Raw genomic sequence first — 17114 nt, 5'->3', positions numbered from 1 at the left:
CATTCATCGTGGAAAAGGGGTCAGAGTCATTTACGCAGACGGCGTAAAAGGGGAGGGGCGCGACGCCGGTCGCGCCCCGCCTCCTTCTGCCCCACATCACATCTCCGACAAACAGCGGTTGCGCTGGCGGAGGCAGCTTGCCAGTCTCCGGGCTTTCCTGCTCCCGGGGTTACAACCATGCGTCGAATGATCCTTGCGTCACTGCTGGCCGCCACAGCATCGATGGCGACTGCGCCCTTCGCCCTCGCCGAGCCCACGCCCAAGGAGCAGTTGCTGACGGCGCCCGCCGGCGCGCGCCACTTCACGATCAGTTCGATCGCCGGAAAACATGGCGATATCTGGTCGTGGACGATGCCCGATGGGCGCGTCGCCTATCGCATGTCGATGTCGCTGCGCGGCTGGGTCACCGAGACCGACGAGGTGTTGACGCTCGCACCGGACCAGCGGCCGACGGCGATTGCCATTCGCGGCTTCACCGATTCAGGCGACGCGACCGAGACGTTCGACGTCGACGCCGGCGGTGTCGCGCATTGGAAGACCGTTATCGATTCCGGCTCCGCGCCCTTCGCCGCCCGGCGCTACAACAGCTATGGCGGCCCCTGGCTCGCCGGCGAACGCGATGTCGAGGCGCTTGTCGCGGCGGCGAGCAAGGGCATCGATCTTTTGCCGTCGGGCCATGCCAGCATCGCCATCGGGCAACCGGTGCAGATCGCGGGACCGCAGGGCCCGAAAACGGTCAAGCTCGCCTTCATCACCGGCTTTGGCTTTTCACCCTCACCGGTATGGCTCGACGCGGACAACCACTTCTTCGGAAACGCCGGAACCATCTCGCTGCTGCCCGAAGGCTATGAGAAGGCCGGCCCCGGCCTGAAGGACCTTCAGGACAAGGCCACCGCTGAGATGGTGCGGGGCATTGCCCACCGCTTTCTCAGCCCCGCCAATCGCACGCCGACCTTGATCGACCATGTGCTGATGTTCGATTCGGTTGCGGGCCAATATCTGCCGGACCGTGCGGTGCTGATCGCCGGCGGAAAGGTCGCCGCTGTGGGCGCGGGCGGATCGATCAAGGCGCCGGCCAGCGCCACCGTAATCGACGGGCACGGCAAGACCCTGTCGCCCGGCCTGTGGGATTCGCACCAGCATGTAGGAGACGACTGGAACCTGCTGCAGAACCTCGCGACCGGCATGACCAACTATCGCAGCCCCGGCTCGATGATCGATGAGTCGCTGAGCATCTACAAGCGCCGCGCGGCTGGCGATCTGCTTGCGCCCGACGGCAAGATTTCGGTGATCATCGATCGCAAGGACCCGCTGGCCGCGCAGGGCGCGCTCACCGTCTCCTCGCCGGCGGAAGCGATCGCGGCGGTCGACAAGATCAAGGCGGCGGGCCTGTGGGGCGTCAAATTCTACACATCGATGAACCCAGCATGGATCGCGCCGGCCGCCGCCGAGGCGCACAAGCTTGGCCTTCATGTGCATGGGCATGTGCCCGCCGGCATGCGCCCGCTCGATGCGGTCCGTGCGGGCTATGATGAAGTCACCCACATCAACTTCATCATGATGCAGGCAATGCCGCAGGAGGTCGTCGACAAGGCCAATACCGCGGCGCGGCTGGAGGGGCCTGCCAAATACGGCAAGGATGTGGATCTCGATTCCCCCGCGATGAAAGCCTTCTATGCCGAACTGGCGGCGCGGAAGACGATCATCGACCCGACCCTCACTGTCTGGGAGCCGTTGATGACGTCCGACGGCAGCGCCATTTCGCCCGAATATGCGCCCTTTGCCGATATCGCGCCGCCAGCGGTTGCGCGCGGCTGGAAGATCGGCGGCTACCCCTTGTTCGGTGGCGTAACCCGCGACGATTTCCGCAAGAGTTTTGCAAAGATGGTGGAGCTGACCGGCAAGCTTCACAAAGCCGGTGTCCGGATCGTCGCAGGCACCGATGGCTATGGGCTGGAACTGGTGCGCGAACTCGAGCTCTATCAGCAGGCCGGCCTCAGCAACGCGGAAGCGCTGCAGACCGCGACCATTATCCCGGCACGGATGACGGGCATGGACGCCCGCACCGGATCGATCGCCCCCGGCAAGACAGCGGACATCATCCTGGTGGACGGCGATGTCTCGAAGGACATCACCAACCTGCGCCATGTCGATACCGTGTTCCTGGACGGCTACCGGCTCAACGGCGCGGCCCTGCGTCAGGCGAGCGGCCTTAGCGGGATGCCGAAATAAACGGCCAGATCTCTCACCCCGCCAACATCGCGCATGCCCCGCCCGAAAAGTGAGGGGCCAGTAGCGGACCACGGAACTCTATGGCACGCTCACTGACAGCGACACTGGGTTCAATGTTGGTGCAACCACCAACGGTGTCGACCGCGCGTCGATACAGGCGCGCATAGATGGAGGGGGCAGATGATATTTGCAGCGGCAGCATTGCTCTATGGCGGGCGAACTGAAAACCTAAGCCTCCGCCCGTTCCTCATCATGATCGTCGCGGCCCTGGCATATTCCTATGCGCTGGCCCTTTTATACGCCCGGCCATTAGGATTGAACACGCTGCTGAACGCGGCGATGTATTTCGGCATCGGCCTCGTCTTGTTCGTTCTTGGCCATTTGGCGGTCAACCGCTTCGGCAGAAACACGGACTCAATGTAGCGGGCCATCGAACTCTGTGTCACCTTCGGCGGCAGCCAATGCCCACCTTCGCTGGAATGTCCTGGCCGAAAGACGCAAGGGAAATGAATGCGCTACTCGTTACGTTTTGCTGCGGCTGCACCTCTACTTCTCTGCCTTGTGGGCACCGCATGCGCCCCCACCAACCAGGGTGAGACAGCAAAGGTCGAAGCGATAATCGCGCGCAGTAAGCTCACACGAGCGACATACGCGGCCTATTTCTGGGACAAGATGCAACATCCTGAGCAGCCGGCCGTCGAGAAATGGTCTGCGGAGTTTAACTCTGGCAGCCTTCATAGAGTTGAGACGTCGCGTGATCGGGTAATCGCAGATTGTGCCGTACAGAAAGGAATGCATCTTTCCCTGTCCGATGGAAATATCGTCTCTGGTCCTCAAGTTGCTGCCGAAGCCTGTGGCATAAACACGAACCACCAGTTCCTGGCAGAAGAGTCGCTGGGACGTATCAAGACCCATTTTGGCGAGGCGGACCGTGTTCGCGTTACGGACTCGGGCAATATCAGGACATATGACATCTCCGATGACGGGATCATCCTGCACACCGTCTACGAGACAAATGACGCCAGGCACCTGAAGGTACTCGACATCGAGGCGATCGAGGTTTCGCGCAGCCTTCCCGGTTCTGACATGTTTGACCAGGCGTCGTTGAAGGCGAGCTTCGTCCCCGACGTTTTCAAGGTAGCGCCCAAAGCGCACCGATAATCCAGCGTCACGAAGCCGACGATCACTCGCCAGGCAAAGCCCTGTTGCGCGCCTCGACCGGCTCTATTTCATGCCGGAACAGTAACGATCCGAAGGCGGCGCAAAGATCATATTCCAAAAGAGAGTGGGGTCGCTTGCGGCATACCCCGATTCAGGGCGCACTCGGTCGGGAGGGCTTCGGTAGAGAATTGACGCTGACCCATCTCCCATGACTCTCGGAACCCTAATTGGCGTTACCCGGTTGCGCGGTGGCTTGTGGCCGGCTGGCATTGCCCTGTGCCGGCATTACGGTAGGCGTCATTAAAAAGGTGATCACGAACAGCGCTAGCGCGCCCGTCGCGCGAATGGCCATACCCTTAGTGTTGACAGCGATGTGGAGAAATCCCGGGATCGCGGCACCCAGGCACGCCGTGCAGAAGCTCAGGAGGACGCGGATGATCACCACCAGATTGGGGTCTTCGATTTTCTTGTTATTGACCACTAGATAGATCATCAGGGCCAACAGGGCGCCGGCAGCGCAATACATCACCACCTTTTCCCATGGCTGCGGACCGGTAATCGGTTCCTTGTCGTGCGTCATGGCGGCCCCCCTCTCGAATGACTGGCTGTAAGGTTGATCCAAAGCGGCTGAAGTGGCTTCCCATCGCCTGCGGCCTTCATCGACTAGCCCGTTGAGCAACTCGCGAACATCATAGTCGCGCTGCAAACGCCCGACGAACATCTCGGCGCGGCCGGAACGCTCGTGACCCAGTAGCTCTTTGTAATCAACTGTCACTTGTGGAGCGTCTGGCAACGGCACCAGTTCGCTGACGGATAGCGCTTCGAACGATGCATGGATTTCGGCGAACGCCTGTCGAATGCTGGTGAAGAAATCCCTGCCGCCAGCACCGACGACCTCGATATAGATCCGCTTGGCGGCATCATCTGCCTTTACCATCGCCGTCGCGCTGGAGGTCCGGCGCAAGATGGTCCCCGTGCGCCAGCACATTCCCCGATAGATGTCCTTGCTAAACCGAACGATGAACCGGGCGATGACTGACTTGGGTAGATATTCATACTCGAAGATGAATCTGATCGGCGACACGTTCTTGTCAAAGGAATAATCGGGCTCCTGTCTGTCCAAGAGATCGGGAAAGAGGAATTGGTTCCCATCCATTTTGTAGCATAGCTCAAACTTGAGCATGAGCTCGATTAGGTAACTATATTTGTCCTTGGGATAAGTGAATTCGCTAGATGCACCGGCAGCCAGAATGTCAGCGAGGTCCGCAACATCGAGCACGCCCTTCTTCGCGGCGAGGATCTTGGAATTGATGATCCTGTACACACCCTCAGTAACCCATCTCGGGTTGAGCACATGGGTGTCGAGAAGGTTCATATCCTTGAAATGGACAACTATGCCTAGATCGTGCAGAAAGTCCACCAAGACCTCCTGACTCTCCGGGTCGTTGATACCTTCCTTTTCGCACAATTCCGTATATCCACCGAGGGAGATATAAGGCTTATCCGCCGCATAGTTCTCTAGTTGCTGTTTGACCTGAAACCAGCTACGTGGCCACCTTGTTTCGTGCATGGGTGCCTTTTGTATCGCGCCCTCCACTGCTGTCCGAAAATCTTCAATCCCGATATTATTTTTACATGACAGTCGGTAATATCCAACAATGTTATTGTACTTCTCCGTGATAAAGCGTCGGTTTACGTCGAACGAGGGGTTTTCATCAATTTTGTTAATTGCAACAAGTACTGGCGAGTCTCCACCAAAAACCTTTACATGCTGTAGCCAGTATTCAGCATCTTCTTCCTTTCGTCCATCAAGCAGTACGACATAAACGCTGCGCTTCGATAGAAAGAATTGGTGCGTGGAATGCATAATCTCCTGGCCCCCGAAATCCCACAGATTGACTCTGATGGGTTCGTGGTCGGGCGGAGCCGTCCATTGGCGGATATTGATGCCATGGGTCTGCTGCTCGTCCGCGCGGAAATGATCGCCGACCAGGCGCTTGACCAAGGACGTCTTGCCGGCGCCTCCATCCCCCACGAAAATGACCTTCACCTCATTCAGCGGCCTGCCCGCGTCCGTGCCAAAACTGGCAAAATATAGTCGGAGCGCGTCGGCTCCCTTTTGAACAATCTCCGCCGGCGGAGTTTCGGATTCTGTGCTTAAATATACCCCAGTAATAGATGCAGATGCAGAGCGGAATTTGGGATTTTTGCTGATTAGTTCAGCTAGAGTGTTTTCTTGTTCAGTAGAAAGATCTGTATCTGCATCTACAGTTCTACTCAATACCGAGGCTGGTTCACGTACTTCTACAGAAGTATCTGTAATTTTCTCTCGATATATATCATACAGCTCCTGTACTTTTCCGAGATTCGAGCGACGTAATTCTTCTTCTCCAGCGAAAATAGGGAGATTCAAATTCGCAATATCCGCAGGTATTGTACGGCACTTCCCCGCAAGCCAGATGAATTTTAGATTGTTCTGTTTTAACACAGATGTTGGAAAATCGAATTTAGGATGGTTAAGATAAAGTACGAGTCTCTGTAAATAAATTGTCGAAGTTAGCATATTAAATAGGAAATCGAGATCACGATCGTCGGCTCTTTGCAACCCAACTTTAAGGCCGATGAGTCTTTTTTTTCCGTCAACAGCAAAGCCACTCTTACCCAACGGCAGAATTGCTTCGATTGGAACCTCACTGAGGTCGAGTCGTCGAATGATATCCATTGACAGGTCTTGCATCGACGCCTCCACGGCAGGCCCTCGCATATGCGAGGGCGGTCAAAGCGTAGGTTCACACAGGCGGGTGCGGCTCGCAAGTATTTGCTGTCGGGGTTGCACTCAAATACTACAAGCGCTGATTGGCCAAACCGCAGGCGACGCACCTGCGGAGAGGATGGCTTTATGCCTAACCCTCACATGCTCTTGTTCCCACAAACGTTAGTTTCATGGAGTTTGCACTTGAATATTGAGAGAGCGAAAAGATCGCTTAGAAAACCACCGGGGAAACTGTTGGCTCGGCAATTTGGCTAGTAGGCTATAGTTGCCTCACCTGAGTGGCCGCTTCCGCACATAGCCTTCCCAAGGCGGAGCTCGCGTTAGCTATCACGAGGCTCCGTTTCGAAGGCCTTGGGCGGGCGGAAATTGGCAAGAGCAGACGCCGGGGTTTCGAGATTGGAAAAACCTGGACCGGAGGTCCACACTAAATATCTAAGCCAATTGCGGCTATACGCAGCCATTTCGCAGGCACCCCTCGCGTTCAGGCCGCGCAAGCGCCCGCGCGAACATAAAACAGCGCCGCCCCCTCCAGCCGTCACTCCTCGATTCAACCGCAACCCAAATCGTAGCACTGTGCAAACCGGCCGGGTGCAAACCTGCCGCGCTCTTTCACATGACGGTCGAATTCCCGGCGTTTTCTCCCGTCCCTGTTCCTGCACAGTCGCTCCCTGTACCCGGGTACGGCTCTCCCTGTTATTTCCAACACCTCTCCCTGTTATCTCCAACACGCCTCCCTGTTATTGAATAACAGGGAGGGCGCCTTCCAAGCCACTGAATAAGCGCGTTAAATTTGTCGAAAAAATCCAACAAAAGGGGCCAAAACAGGGAGAAAAAATAAAATCCTCCCTGTTAATCGCCAATAACAGGGAGAAACTGCCGTTTTCGGCCCAGCCGAATCAGCCCACCAGCAACCCGCACGTCTTGGTCAGCAACTCGGCCACCCGCCGCTCCACCCCGGCATCAAACCGCGCCGTCGGGATCGCCACGCTGAACGCGCCCAGCGTCTCGCCTTCGATGATGACCGCGCGGGCCACGCCCTGGATGCCCGGCGTATGCTCCTCGCGCGTGCGGGCGATGCCGGTGCTGCGGATCGTCGCTATCTCGCGGCGCAGATCTTCCGCGGCAGTGATCGTCGTCGCGGTGAAGGCGGCGCGCTCGGTGCCGCGCAGATAGGTCTCGATCTCGGCATCGGGGAGCGCGGCGAGGATCGCCTTGCCCGCGGCGAAACCGTGCATCGGCGTGCGCGTTCCCATCTGCACGGCGTAGCGCAGCGCATGGTCGCTGGTCTCGGTGACGAGCGCCTCAACCTCCCAGCCGTGCCGCACGAAGAAGCTCGCGGTCTCGTTGAGCTGCACGCGCAGCGCCCGCACCAGCGGCGCGGCGCGCTCCTCGAGCGAGAAGCCGTGCGCGCGCGTCTGGAGCCGTTCGAGCCCCGGCCCAGGCGTATAGCGCCGCCCTTCGCGCGCGAGATAGCCGCGATCGACCAGCGTATTCAGCAGATAGGAGAGGCTGCTGACCGGGATCGCCAGCGCGACGGCAATCTCCTGCGCAACCACCGGCGCATCGCGCGCGACGACATACTCGACAATGTCGAGCGTCCGCATCGCGGATTTGACCGGGTTGTTGGCGGCGTCTCCCATCGGGCGACTATATCGTGCGATCCGCGCGCCGCCAGCGCGGTTCGCCAGTCACTGTGCGGCTCAGAGCCGCGCCCCCGCGATATCGGCGCCTTCCCGCAGCGATCTGAGCTTGGCCCAGGTCACCGCCGGATCGATCTTGCCATAGCCGGCAAAGGTCCCGAACCCGCAATCCGTGCTGGCGACCACTCGGTCAGCGCCGACCAGGCCGGCAAAGCGCTCGATCCGCTGCGCGATCAGCTCGGGATGCTCGACATAGTTGGAGCAGGTGTCGATCATCCCCGGCGCGAGGATCTTGTGGTCGGGCAGGGCGGCGTCGCGCCACACGATCCATTCATGCTCGTGGCGCGGGTTCGCCGCCTCGAACAAGACGGTCGCCGGGCGCGCCCTGATGACGATATCGATGATCCGCTCGAGCGGAATGTCATGGTCGTGCGGGCCTTCATAATTGCCCCAGCACAAATGCATCCGCATCTTTTCGGGCGGGATATTGGCGGTCGCCGCGTTGAGCGCCTCGACATTCGCCGCGATCGTCCTGAGGAACTCGGGCTCCTCCATCTCCTGATAGCCGGTGTGCCGCGACATTGCGAGATCGGGGCAGTCGAGCTGTAGCTCGAACCCGGCCTCGACGATCGCCTCATATTCGGGCCGCATCGCATCGACCAGCGCGGCGAGATACGCCTCATGGTTCGGGTAGAAGGCGTTCTTCTGGAACGAGGTGATCAGCCCCGGCGAGGCTGCGTTCATGAAAGCGCGGCTGCCCTTGCCATGGCGATCGAGCGCGCCCTTGAAGCGGCGGATATCGTCATGGAGCGGCTGGAGGTTCACCAGCTTCACCTCGCCGATGCACGAGGCGCGGGTGAACTCCTGAGAGCCCATGATATGCGCGAGCTTGGCGCGCAGATCGGGCAGGGGCGCGAGATCGAGCGCCGACATCCGCTCGACGTGCCCGCCAAAGCCCGACAGCCGCTCGATCATATAGGTCGAATAGCCGACCTTGCCGAGCTCGCCATCGCTGATGATCGTCACGCCCGCCGCGACCTGCGCCGCCACCGCCTCATCGACCGCCGCCTGGACCAGCGAGTCGAACTCTACGGCATCATAGGGGTCGCCATGGTCGCGCGCGAGCAGCACCGGGGTGAGTTGCGGGCCGCGCGGCAGACTTCCGACATGGGTCGTGGCGATCGTCGGCATGGGCATTCCTCTTCCGCATATTATCGGAGGATCATGCCGTCATTTCGCGATTGTGTATAGATCATATATGCGAAGACAAGCAAAGCCCCTCCCCTTCAGGGGAGGGGTTKGGGTGGGGGACTCCGCCACAGTCACGACGTCGCTTGAGGCACTGCCCCACCCCCAACCCAGTGTCAGGTCGGACATGCTCCCAGCATGTCCTGAACAGCGCGGGGCGCTGTTCACCTGACACTCCTGAAGGGGAGGGGAGAAGAAGATCAAGCCTCCTGGTACGCCACCGCATTGATAATATGCGGCTGCGTATATTCATGCAGCCCCGACTCCCCAAGCTCACCACCAAGCCCCGACTGCTTCGACCCCCGGAACGGAATGTTGGCGTCGATCGCCAGATACTGGTTCACCCACACAGTCCCGGTGTCGATCCGCTTCGCAACCGCGGTCGCGCGGTCGAGATCCCGGCCCCAGACGGTGCCGCCAAGCCCCATGTCGCTGTCATTGGCGCGGGCGATCACATCCTCGATCTCGGTATATTTGAGCACCGGCAGCACCGGGCCGAACTGTTCCTCACGGACCAGCGGCGCATCGTCGTCGAGATCGCGGACGATCGTCGGCGGCATGAAATAACCGGGCCGATCAAGTGCTTCCCCGCCGGCGATCACGGTGCCCCGTGCCTTGGCATCTTCGAGCAGCGCCTTGACCTTTTCGAACTGCATCCGGTTCTGGATCGGGCCGACCGTCGTGCCCTGCTTGGCGCCGTCATCGACCACTGCAGCCTTGGCGAGTGTGGCCAGCTCGTCGCAGAAATCCTCGTACATCGAAGCCGGCACATAAGCCCGCTTGATCGCGACGCAGATCTGGCCGGCATTGGCCATCGCCCCGCCATAGACTTTCCGCGCGACCTGCCGCGCGTCGACATCGTCGAGCACGATCGCCGCGTCATTGCCGCCAAGCTCGAGCGTCACGCGCTTCACGCCCTCGGCGGCCGATGCCATCACCTTCTTGCCGGTCGCGGTCGATCCGGTGAAGGCGACCTTCGCCACGTCCTTGTGGCTGGTCAGCAGCGCGCCCAGATCATTCTGGTCGCACACAACGTTGACGACGCCGGCGGGCAGGATCTTCGCGCAGACCTCGCCGAGCAGCAGGGTCGTCAGCGGCGTGGTCGGCGCGGGCTTGATCACCATCGTATTGCCGGTGATGAGCGCCGGGCCCATCTTGTTCATCACCAGGATGATCGGGAAATTCCACGGCGTGATCGCAGCGACGACACCCAGCGGCGTGCGATGCTCGGTCACGGTATTGCCGTTCGCCTCGCGCAGCGTCTTGGGGTCGATCCGCATCTCGGCAAAGGCGCGCAGCGTGAAGACGCTGCCCATCACTTCATACATGGCCTGGTCGAGCGGCTTGCCCTGCTCGCTGGTGAGCAGGCTGGCGAACTCGCCGGCGCGCGCCTCGATCGCATCGGAGATCTGACCGATCAGCGCAGCGCGCTCCTCGATCGGCCGCGCCGCCCATGCCGGGAAAGCCTGTTTCGCCGCGGCGACGGCGCGGTCGATCAGCGCAGCATCGGCCTTGGGGCACTGCGCGAACGACTCGCCCGTAGCCGGATTGATCACGTCGAAGCTGCTCGCGCCATCGACCAGCTCGCCACCCACCAACATCTTGAATTGACGGTCCATCATCGCTCTCCTTGCAGGCGTGGTCGCGCCGCGCCGTTGCGTGCATCACACTTCGCTCTAGTTTTTGCCGCCGGGTTCGGGAAGAACCTTGCGGACACGGGCGCTAATGTGCGCCAAGCATACAATCTTGGCAAGGCGGCATTGGCCCATCATGAAGCATGACAGCGATCTCGACACCCTTCTCGGCTATCAGATGCAGCGCGCCCATCTGACCATGACGGGCGACGCGCGCCGCGTGCTCGAACCCTATGGACTGACCCCGGCCAAGCTCACCGCGCTGCTGCTGATCCGCGCCAATCCCGGGTGCGACCAGACCGCGCTCGGCAGTGCCCTCAGCATCAACCGGTCGAGCGCGATGAAGCTCGTCAACGCCCTGGTCGCCGGCGGCTTCATCGAGCGTCGCGCCGGGCGCAACCTGCGCACCAACGCGCTCCATCTGCTGCCGCATGGCGCGGGGCAGCTCAGCGATCTGATCGAGTCGCTGCGTCAATCCGATCGCGAGATGAGCGCCCGCCTGACCGAGACTGAACGCGCGACGCTGTTCGCACTGCTCGGAAAGGTCGGTCCGGTTCGCGCGCGCCGCACGCTGCAGGAGCTCGCGGAATAAGGCCGGTCGGTGAAACGCGTGCACTAAGACTTGCGATAATTGTATGCTTGGCGCACAATTGCCAAGACGGGGCCAATTCAGACGGAGAGATATGTGGACGAGCATCAAGTGATCGAGCGTGCGGCTTCGATGGATCCGGCCGCCCCGCGTTCACTGGCCCCGCGCTCGCTTGATCGCCTGTTGCGGCCGAAATCGGTCGCGATCATCGGCGCGTCGGACAAGCCCGGCGCGCTCGGCGCCTCGGTGCTCGCCAACCTCGAACGGCAGGGGTTCGATGGCGCGATCCATCTCGTCAATCCCAAGCGCAGCGATATCGGCGGCCGGCCCTGCGTCGCGTCAGTCGATGATCTGCCCGATGGCGTGGATGCCGCGGTGCTCGCCATCCCGCGCGCCGGCGTGCTCGACGCGGTCCGCGCGCTGGCCCGGCGCGGGGTCGGCGCGGCCGTGGTCTTCGCCGCCGGTTTTGCCGAGGACGGGCCGCAGGGCCTCGCCGATCAGCAGGAGATCGGAGCCATCGCCGCCGCATCGGGCATGGTGATCGAAGGGCCGAATTGCCTCGGCCTCGTCAACTTCATCGACCGTATCTCGCTGACCTTCATTGAAATGCCCGAGGCCCGCGCCGAGGGCAGCGCTCGGGTCGGTATCGTCTCGCAATCGGGCGCGATGGCGGCGGTGCTGGCGACGACGATGATCACCCGCGAAGTACCGCTCAGCTGCTACATCTCGACCGGCAATGAGGCGGCGAGCGGGGTCGAGGATTATCTCGCCTATCTGGTCGATTCGCCCGATACGGCGGTGATCGCGATGGTCGTCGAGCAGTTCCGCTCGCCCGCGCGCTTCCTCGCCGCGGCCCGCGCCGCGCGTGCGGCCGGCAAGCAGATCGTGCTGCTCCACCCCGGCCGCAGCGCCGCGGGCGCAGCGAGTGCCGCGACTCACACCGGCGCGATGGCCGGCGATTATGCGGTGATGAAGGTCCTTGCCGAGCATGCCGGCGTGATCGTCGTCAACTCGCTCGAGGAGCTCGGCGACGTGGTCGAGATCGTCGCCCGGTGCAAGGCGATGCCGGCGGGCGGCACTGGCGTGGTCGCCGAATCCGGCGCGTTCAAGGCAATGATGCTCGATCTGTCGGAAGAGCTCGGGCTGGTCCTGCCCAAATTATCCGACGACGACAGCCCGGCGTTGCGCGCGGCGCTCCCCGATTTCGTTCCCGTCTCAAACCCGCTCGATGTGACCGCGCAGGGGCTGGTCGATCCCGCGCTCTATGGCCGCACGATCGCCGCGCTGGTCGAGGACGATCGGGTCGGCGCGATCCTGGTGACGCTCATCCAGACCACCACCGCCACCTCGAGCATCAAGTTCAACGCAGTCGCGGGCGCGCTCGAGTTGCTCGACGTCACCAAGCCGGTGGTCGTCGCGGGCGTCGATGAAGGCGGCGAGGTGCGTGCCGAGGACGTCGCGCGGCTTCGCAAGCTCGGCATACCCTATCTGCCGACCGCCGAGCGCGCGGTGCGGGCGCTGGCCCGGATCACCGGCCATAAAGTGCGCGCTGACGATGCTGCGACCGCCCTGGGCGAACCGCTGCAGGATCTGCCTGTCGGGGGTGAGACAGTCCCTGAATATCGCTCCAAGGCACTGCTGGGCGCACGCGGCATCGCCTTCCCCCGCCACGAGCTCGCGACGACCAAGGCGGAGGCGCAGGCAGCGGCCGAGCGGCTCGGTTACCCGATCGTGCTCAAGGCGCAGGCCGCGGCGCTGCCGCACAAGAGCGACGCCGGCGGGGTGATCGTCGGGCTGGCCGATGCCGATGCCGTGGCGGCTGGCTGGGACAAGCTCCACGCCAATATCGCCGCCGCCCGGCCCGGCCTCGTGCTTGACGGCGTGCTGGTCGAGGGCATGGCCGAGCGCGGCGTCGAGCTGATCGTCGGCGCGCGCAACGATCCTGCCTGGGGTCCGGTGATCCTGGTCGGTTTCGGCGGCGTCGCCGCGGAATTGCTGCACGACGTCCGGCTGCTGCCCACCGGCCTGTCGCAGGACGAGATCGCGGCCGAGATCCGCCAGCTCCGTATGGCGCCTTTGCTCGACGGCTTCCGCGGCGCGCCGCCAATGGATGTCGCTGCGGTGGCGAGGATCGTAGCTGCGCTAGGCGAGGTAGTCGCCGCGACGCCTGCGATCCGCGAGATCGATCTCAATCCGGTGCTGGTCTATCCAGAAGGGCAGGGCGCGATCGCCCTGGACGCCCTGATCTCAACTTGAGAATTCCCCTCCCGCTTGCGGGAGGGGCTAGGGGTGGGCGCCCGCCCTCAGCGAGCGCACCGCTTGTTGGAAACGCGAGCCCACCCCCAACCCCWCCCGCAAGCGGGAGGGGAGTAGAAGTCACCCGGCCTTCGACAGATCGTACGAGCCCAACCCAGGCTTGTAGCTCTTCTCGTCGATAAACTGCCGGATCCCTTCCTTCCGCCCATCAGTCTTGTCGTGGAAGTTCGCGGCTTCCTGCATGCGCACGAGATAGTCCTCGGCCTCGTCATAGGTCATCGTGCCGACACGACGCACCGCGTCCTTGGCGAATTTGAGCGCGACCGGGTTCTTCTTGAGCAGCAGCTCGGCCACCGCACGCACCCGGGCTTCCAGCTGGTCGAGCGGCACGCTCTCGTTCACCAGCCGCATCTCGCTCGCCTTCTTCCCGTCGATCAGCTCGCCGGTCAGCGTCAGCCACATCGCGTCGCGCATCGAGACCAGGTCGACCACCACCTTGGTCACGCCGCCGCCGGGCAGGATGCCCCAGTTGATCTCGCTGAGCCCGAACTGCGCCTCGTCAGCGGTGATCGCGAGGTCACAGGCGAACAACGGCCCGAAGCCGCCGCCGAAGCACCAGCCGTTCACCATCGCGATCGTCGGCTTCTGGAACCAGCGCAGCCGGCGGAACCAGCCATAGCTTTCGCGCTGCGACTTGCGCACGCCCTTCAGCCCCTGCGACTCGGTCTCGCGAAAATATTCCTTGAGGTCCATGCCCGCCGACCAGGCAGTGCCTTCCCCGCCGAGCACCAGCACGCCGACATCGTCGCGATATTCGAGCTCGTCCAGCACTTCCATCATGCGGCGGTTGAGCGTCGGGCTCATCGCGTTCCGCTTCTCGGGCCGCGCGAAATACACCCAGGCGATGCGGTCCTCGACACGGTACTTCACGACATCCGATTCACTCATCATTCTCGCTCCCTTGCGTGGCGGTGCCAGCATTTGTATCACTGGCATACAATAGCATTGTGCGCCGGCCCGACAAGAGCCAAACAGGCCATCAGTTTGGATGAGGTTCGGATGAGGAGCGGAGCGATGCCCGAAGGCCTGACGGAGGAAGCGCGACGCGCGATCGAATGGGACTGTGCGACGCTGATCAATCTCTACGCGACGCTCAACGATGCGGCGCGCTGGGCCGAGGTCGCCGCGCTCTACACCGAGGATGGCAGCATGACCCGGCCGAGCGCACCCGATGCGCCGATCGTCGGCCGTGATGCGATCCTCGCCGCCTTCGAATCGCGTGCGGCACGCACCACGCGGCACGTCACCGCGAACATCGTCGTGACCGTACTCGACGCCGACACCGCCACCGCGACCAGCGCGATGCTGCTGTTCACCGCGGCGGATGCGCCGCCTCTGGTCGGCGGATTCGCTGACCTTCTGCACCGCGTCCCGGGCGAAGGCTGGCGCTTCGCCGAGCGGCGCGGATCACTGACTTTCGCATGAGCCGATGGGGGCGCATATCTGATGGAGCGAGTCTCTTGATCGATTGGACCGCGCAATGTTCCGGATAGAGAGCAAGGACTGAATGCAGCCGAATTCGCACTTTACCGCCGCCTCGCAGGCGGAGATCGAGACGCTCGCCGCGCGCCATGTCGGCGAACGCGGCGGGCTGCTGCCGCTGCTACATGCGATCCAGAACGCACTGGGCCATATGCCCGCAGAGGCGGTTCCGATCGTGGCTGAAGCTCTCAACCTGAGCCGCGCCGAGGTTCACGGCGTCATCAGCTTCTATCACGATTTCCGGTCGGCCCCAGCAGAGGGTCAGATCGTGAAACTGTGCCGCGCCGAAGCCTGCCAGGCACGGGGCGTCGATGCTGTGGCCGCCGCGCTCGAACGCGACGGCGTGGCCACCGAGGCGATCTATTGTCTCGGCCTGTGCGCAATTGGTCCCTCGGCGCTCGTCGATGGCCAGCCTGTCGCTGGCGTGCGGAATGCTGCCGACCTCGCACCCCGCGCTGCGCCATCCCCGGCACGGGCGATCACCACACCAGCGCCGCGTGTGTTCGTCTCAAGTGACATGGCCTCGGTCGCGCTCGGATCGGACGCTGTTAGCGCAGCGCTCGCCGCTACGGGCGCGGCGGTGGTGCGCACCGGCAGCCACGGGCTGTTCGCGATCGAGCCGCTCGTCGAGGTCGAAACCCCACAGGGGCGCATCGGCTACGGCCCGGTCGCTGCGGAAGAAGTTGGGCAGGTGCTCGATGGCACCCACCCAAACCGCCTCGGCGATGTAAGGGCGCTGCCCTTCTTCGCACAGCAGCAGCGCTTCACCTTCGCGCGCTGCGGCATCACCGATCCGTTGAGCCTTGCCGATTATGAAGCGCATGGCGGCTGGGCAGGGCTCGATGCGGCGCGCGATATGTCGCCACAGGCGGTGGTCGACGCGGTCAAAGCGTCCGGGCTGCGTGGGCGCGGCGGCGCCGGCTTCCCCACGGGCATCAAATGGCAGACGGTGCTCGACACGCCCTCCTTCGAGAAGTTCATCGTCTGCAACGCCGATGAGGGCGACAGCGGCACCTTTGCCGATCGCATGCTGATGGAGGGCGATCCCTTCTGCCTGATCGAGGGCATGGCAATCGCGGCGCACGCCGTCGGCGCCGACTATGGCTATGTCTATATCCGCTCGGAATATCCGTTCGCGATCCGCACGATGCGCGCCGCGATCGAGGCCGCGGCGCACCGCATCGCGCCCTTCGCGCTCGAAGTGCGGGAGGGCGCCGGCGCCTATGTCTGTGGCGAGGAAACCGCCATGCTCGAATCGATTGAGGGCAAGCGCGGCCAGGTCCGCGCCAAGCCGCCACTGCCCGCGATCAGCGGCCTGTTCGGCCGGCCGACGGTGATCAACAATGTGCTGAGCCTCGCCGCTATCCCCTTCATCCTCGCCGAAGGGCCGGAGCGTTATGCCGAAATCGGCTTCGGCCGCTCGCGCGGGACGATGCCGATCCAGCTTGCCGGCAACGTGAAGAATGGCGGACTGTTCGAGATCGGCTTCGGCATCACGCTCGGCGAACTGGTCAATGATATCGGCGGCGGCACCGCGAGCGGCCGGCCGGTGCGCGCGGTTCAGGTCGGCGGTCCGCTCGGCGCCTATATCCCGCCATCGCGCTTCGACATGCCCTTCGATTATGAGACCTTCGCCGCCGCGGGCGGCCTGATCGGCCATGCCGGGATCACCGTCTTCGACGACAGCGTCGACATGGCGAAGATGGCGCGCTTCGCGATGGAGTTCTGCGCGGTCGAAAGCTGCGGAAAATGCACGCCGTGCCGGATCGGCTCGATCCGCGGCGTCGAGTTGATCGACCGCATCATTGCGGGAGCAGGGCGGCAGGGCGATCCGCTCGAGAGGATGCCGCAGATACGCAACGTCCGGGCAAAGCCCCGTAGCGTCGCGGATGAGGTCGTCTTGCTGCGCGATTTGTGCGATACGATGAAGCATGGCTCGCTCTGCGCGCTGGGCGGGTTCACGCCCTATCCGGTGCTGAGCGCGCTCGATCATTTTCCCGAGGATTTTGGGGCGCCTCTCATCGAGGCTGCGGAGTAGA

At 62.7% G+C, this 17114-nt stretch carries 12 protein-coding genes and 1 pseudogene; 8 read left to right on the top strand and 5 right to left on the bottom strand.

The window, feature by feature from the left end; genetic code table 11:
* The first annotated feature begins 177 nt into the window (after positions 1-177).
* From AC1DVS_RS22390 to AC1DVS_RS22380, 3 genes are all read left to right on the top strand, one after another.
* The gene (locus AC1DVS_RS22390; RefSeq protein ID WP_478026511.1) at positions 178-2232 is read left to right on the top strand and encodes an amidohydrolase family protein; all 2055 of its coding nucleotides are present in this window, start codon (positions 178-180) and stop codon (positions 2230-2232) included.
* A 180-nt stretch (positions 2233-2412) separates the two neighbouring features.
* Entirely contained in the window at positions 2413-2655 is a 243-nt protein-coding gene (locus AC1DVS_RS22385; RefSeq protein WP_478026509.1) for a hypothetical protein, read from the top strand.
* 87 nt (positions 2656-2742) lie between these two features.
* Positions 2743-3393 carry a hypothetical protein gene (locus AC1DVS_RS22380; protein WP_478026508.1) on the top strand — a complete coding sequence of 217 codons (651 nt, stop codon included), beginning with the start codon at positions 2743-2745 and terminating at the stop codon, positions 3391-3393.
* Between the two features lie 223 nt (positions 3394-3616).
* Here AC1DVS_RS22380 and AC1DVS_RS22375 read toward each other — a convergent pair whose 3' ends face one another.
* From AC1DVS_RS22375 to AC1DVS_RS22360, 4 genes are all read right to left on the bottom strand, one after another.
* Positions 3617-6130, bottom strand: a complete 2514-nt coding sequence (locus AC1DVS_RS22375) for a COR domain-containing protein (protein ID WP_478026507.1) — start codon at positions 6128-6130, stop codon at positions 3617-3619.
* 932 nt (positions 6131-7062) lie between these two features.
* Positions 7063-7806, bottom strand: a complete 744-nt coding sequence (locus AC1DVS_RS22370) for an IclR family transcriptional regulator (protein ID WP_478026505.1) — start codon at positions 7804-7806, stop codon at positions 7063-7065.
* A gap of 60 nt (positions 7807-7866) precedes the next feature.
* Positions 7867-8997 carry a cobalamin-independent methionine synthase II family protein gene (locus AC1DVS_RS22365; RefSeq protein WP_478026503.1) on the bottom strand — a complete coding sequence of 377 codons (1131 nt, stop codon included), beginning with the start codon at positions 8995-8997 and terminating at the stop codon, positions 7867-7869.
* Between the two features lie 257 nt (positions 8998-9254).
* Entirely contained in the window at positions 9255-10673 is a 1419-nt protein-coding gene (locus AC1DVS_RS22360; protein WP_478026502.1) for an aldehyde dehydrogenase family protein, read from the bottom strand.
* Between the two features lie 151 nt (positions 10674-10824).
* Between AC1DVS_RS22360 and AC1DVS_RS22355 the strand changes: the two genes are divergently transcribed.
* The gene (locus AC1DVS_RS22355; RefSeq protein ID WP_478026500.1) at positions 10825-11280 is read left to right on the top strand and encodes a MarR family winged helix-turn-helix transcriptional regulator; all 456 of its coding nucleotides are present in this window, start codon (positions 10825-10827) and stop codon (positions 11278-11280) included.
* A 129-nt stretch (positions 11281-11409) separates the two neighbouring features.
* Entirely contained in the window at positions 11410-13533 is a 2124-nt protein-coding gene (locus AC1DVS_RS22350) for an acetate--CoA ligase family protein (protein WP_478026651.1), read from the top strand.
* Positions 13534-13653: 120 nt separating this feature from the next.
* Here AC1DVS_RS22350 and AC1DVS_RS22345 read toward each other — a convergent pair whose 3' ends face one another.
* Positions 13654-14481, bottom strand: coding sequence for a p-hydroxycinnamoyl CoA hydratase/lyase (locus AC1DVS_RS22345; protein ID WP_478026498.1), 828 nt, complete (start codon positions 14479-14481; stop codon positions 13654-13656).
* 126 nt (positions 14482-14607) lie between these two features.
* Here AC1DVS_RS22345 and AC1DVS_RS22340 point away from each other — a divergent pair, with 126 nt between their 5' ends.
* The 3 genes and pseudogenes from AC1DVS_RS22340 (at position 14608) to AC1DVS_RS22330 (ending at position 17113) form a co-directional block, all read left to right on the top strand.
* A complete protein-coding gene (locus AC1DVS_RS22340; protein WP_478026496.1) occupies positions 14608-15018 on the top strand; it encodes a nuclear transport factor 2 family protein in 411 nt (136 codons plus the stop codon).
* 82 nt (positions 15019-15100) lie between these two features.
* Positions 15101-15484: pseudogene (locus AC1DVS_RS22335) on the top strand (NAD(P)H-dependent oxidoreductase subunit E); the annotation flags it as partial.
* 108 nt (positions 15485-15592) lie between these two features.
* Positions 15593-17113 carry an NADH-ubiquinone oxidoreductase-F iron-sulfur binding region domain-containing protein gene (locus tag AC1DVS_RS22330; RefSeq protein ID WP_478026649.1) on the top strand — a complete coding sequence of 507 codons (1521 nt, stop codon included), beginning with the start codon at positions 15593-15595 and terminating at the stop codon, positions 17111-17113.
* Position 17114: the final 1 nt, after the last annotated feature.

This window comes from Sphingomonas sp. P3_C5 (assembly GCF_056402635.1).
Note: the sequence above shows the minus strand (reverse complement) of the source record. Positions and strands in the feature narration are given on the sequence as shown.

Coding starts and splice junctions, on each gene's coding strand:
- AC1DVS_RS22360 (WP_478026502.1), bottom strand. CDS start 10,673: ATGGACCGTCAATTCAAGATGTTGGTGGGTGGCGAGCTGGTCGATGGC.
- AC1DVS_RS22390 (WP_478026511.1), top strand. CDS start 178: ATGCGTCGAATGATCCTTGCGTCACTGCTGGCCGCCACAGCATCGATG.
- AC1DVS_RS22345 (WP_478026498.1), bottom strand. CDS start 14,481: ATGAGTGAATCGGATGTCGTGAAGTACCGTGTCGAGGACCGCATCGCC.
- AC1DVS_RS22375 (WP_478026507.1), bottom strand. CDS start 6,130: ATGCAAGACCTGTCAATGGATATCATTCGACGACTCGACCTCAGTGAG.
- AC1DVS_RS22385 (WP_478026509.1), top strand. CDS start 2,413: ATGATATTTGCAGCGGCAGCATTGCTCTATGGCGGGCGAACTGAAAAC.
- AC1DVS_RS22350 (WP_478026651.1), top strand. CDS start 11,410: ATGGATCCGGCCGCCCCGCGTTCACTGGCCCCGCGCTCGCTTGATCGC.
- AC1DVS_RS22370 (WP_478026505.1), bottom strand. CDS start 7,806: ATGGGAGACGCCGCCAACAACCCGGTCAAATCCGCGATGCGGACGCTC.
- AC1DVS_RS22355 (WP_478026500.1), top strand. CDS start 10,825: ATGAAGCATGACAGCGATCTCGACACCCTTCTCGGCTATCAGATGCAG.
- AC1DVS_RS22330 (WP_478026649.1), top strand. CDS start 15,593: ATGGCCTCGGTCGCGCTCGGATCGGACGCTGTTAGCGCAGCGCTCGCC.
- AC1DVS_RS22340 (WP_478026496.1), top strand. CDS start 14,608: ATGCCCGAAGGCCTGACGGAGGAAGCGCGACGCGCGATCGAATGGGAC.
- AC1DVS_RS22365 (WP_478026503.1), bottom strand. CDS start 8,997: ATGCCGACGATCGCCACGACCCATGTCGGAAGTCTGCCGCGCGGCCCG.
- AC1DVS_RS22380 (WP_478026508.1), top strand. CDS start 2,743: ATGCGCTACTCGTTACGTTTTGCTGCGGCTGCACCTCTACTTCTCTGC.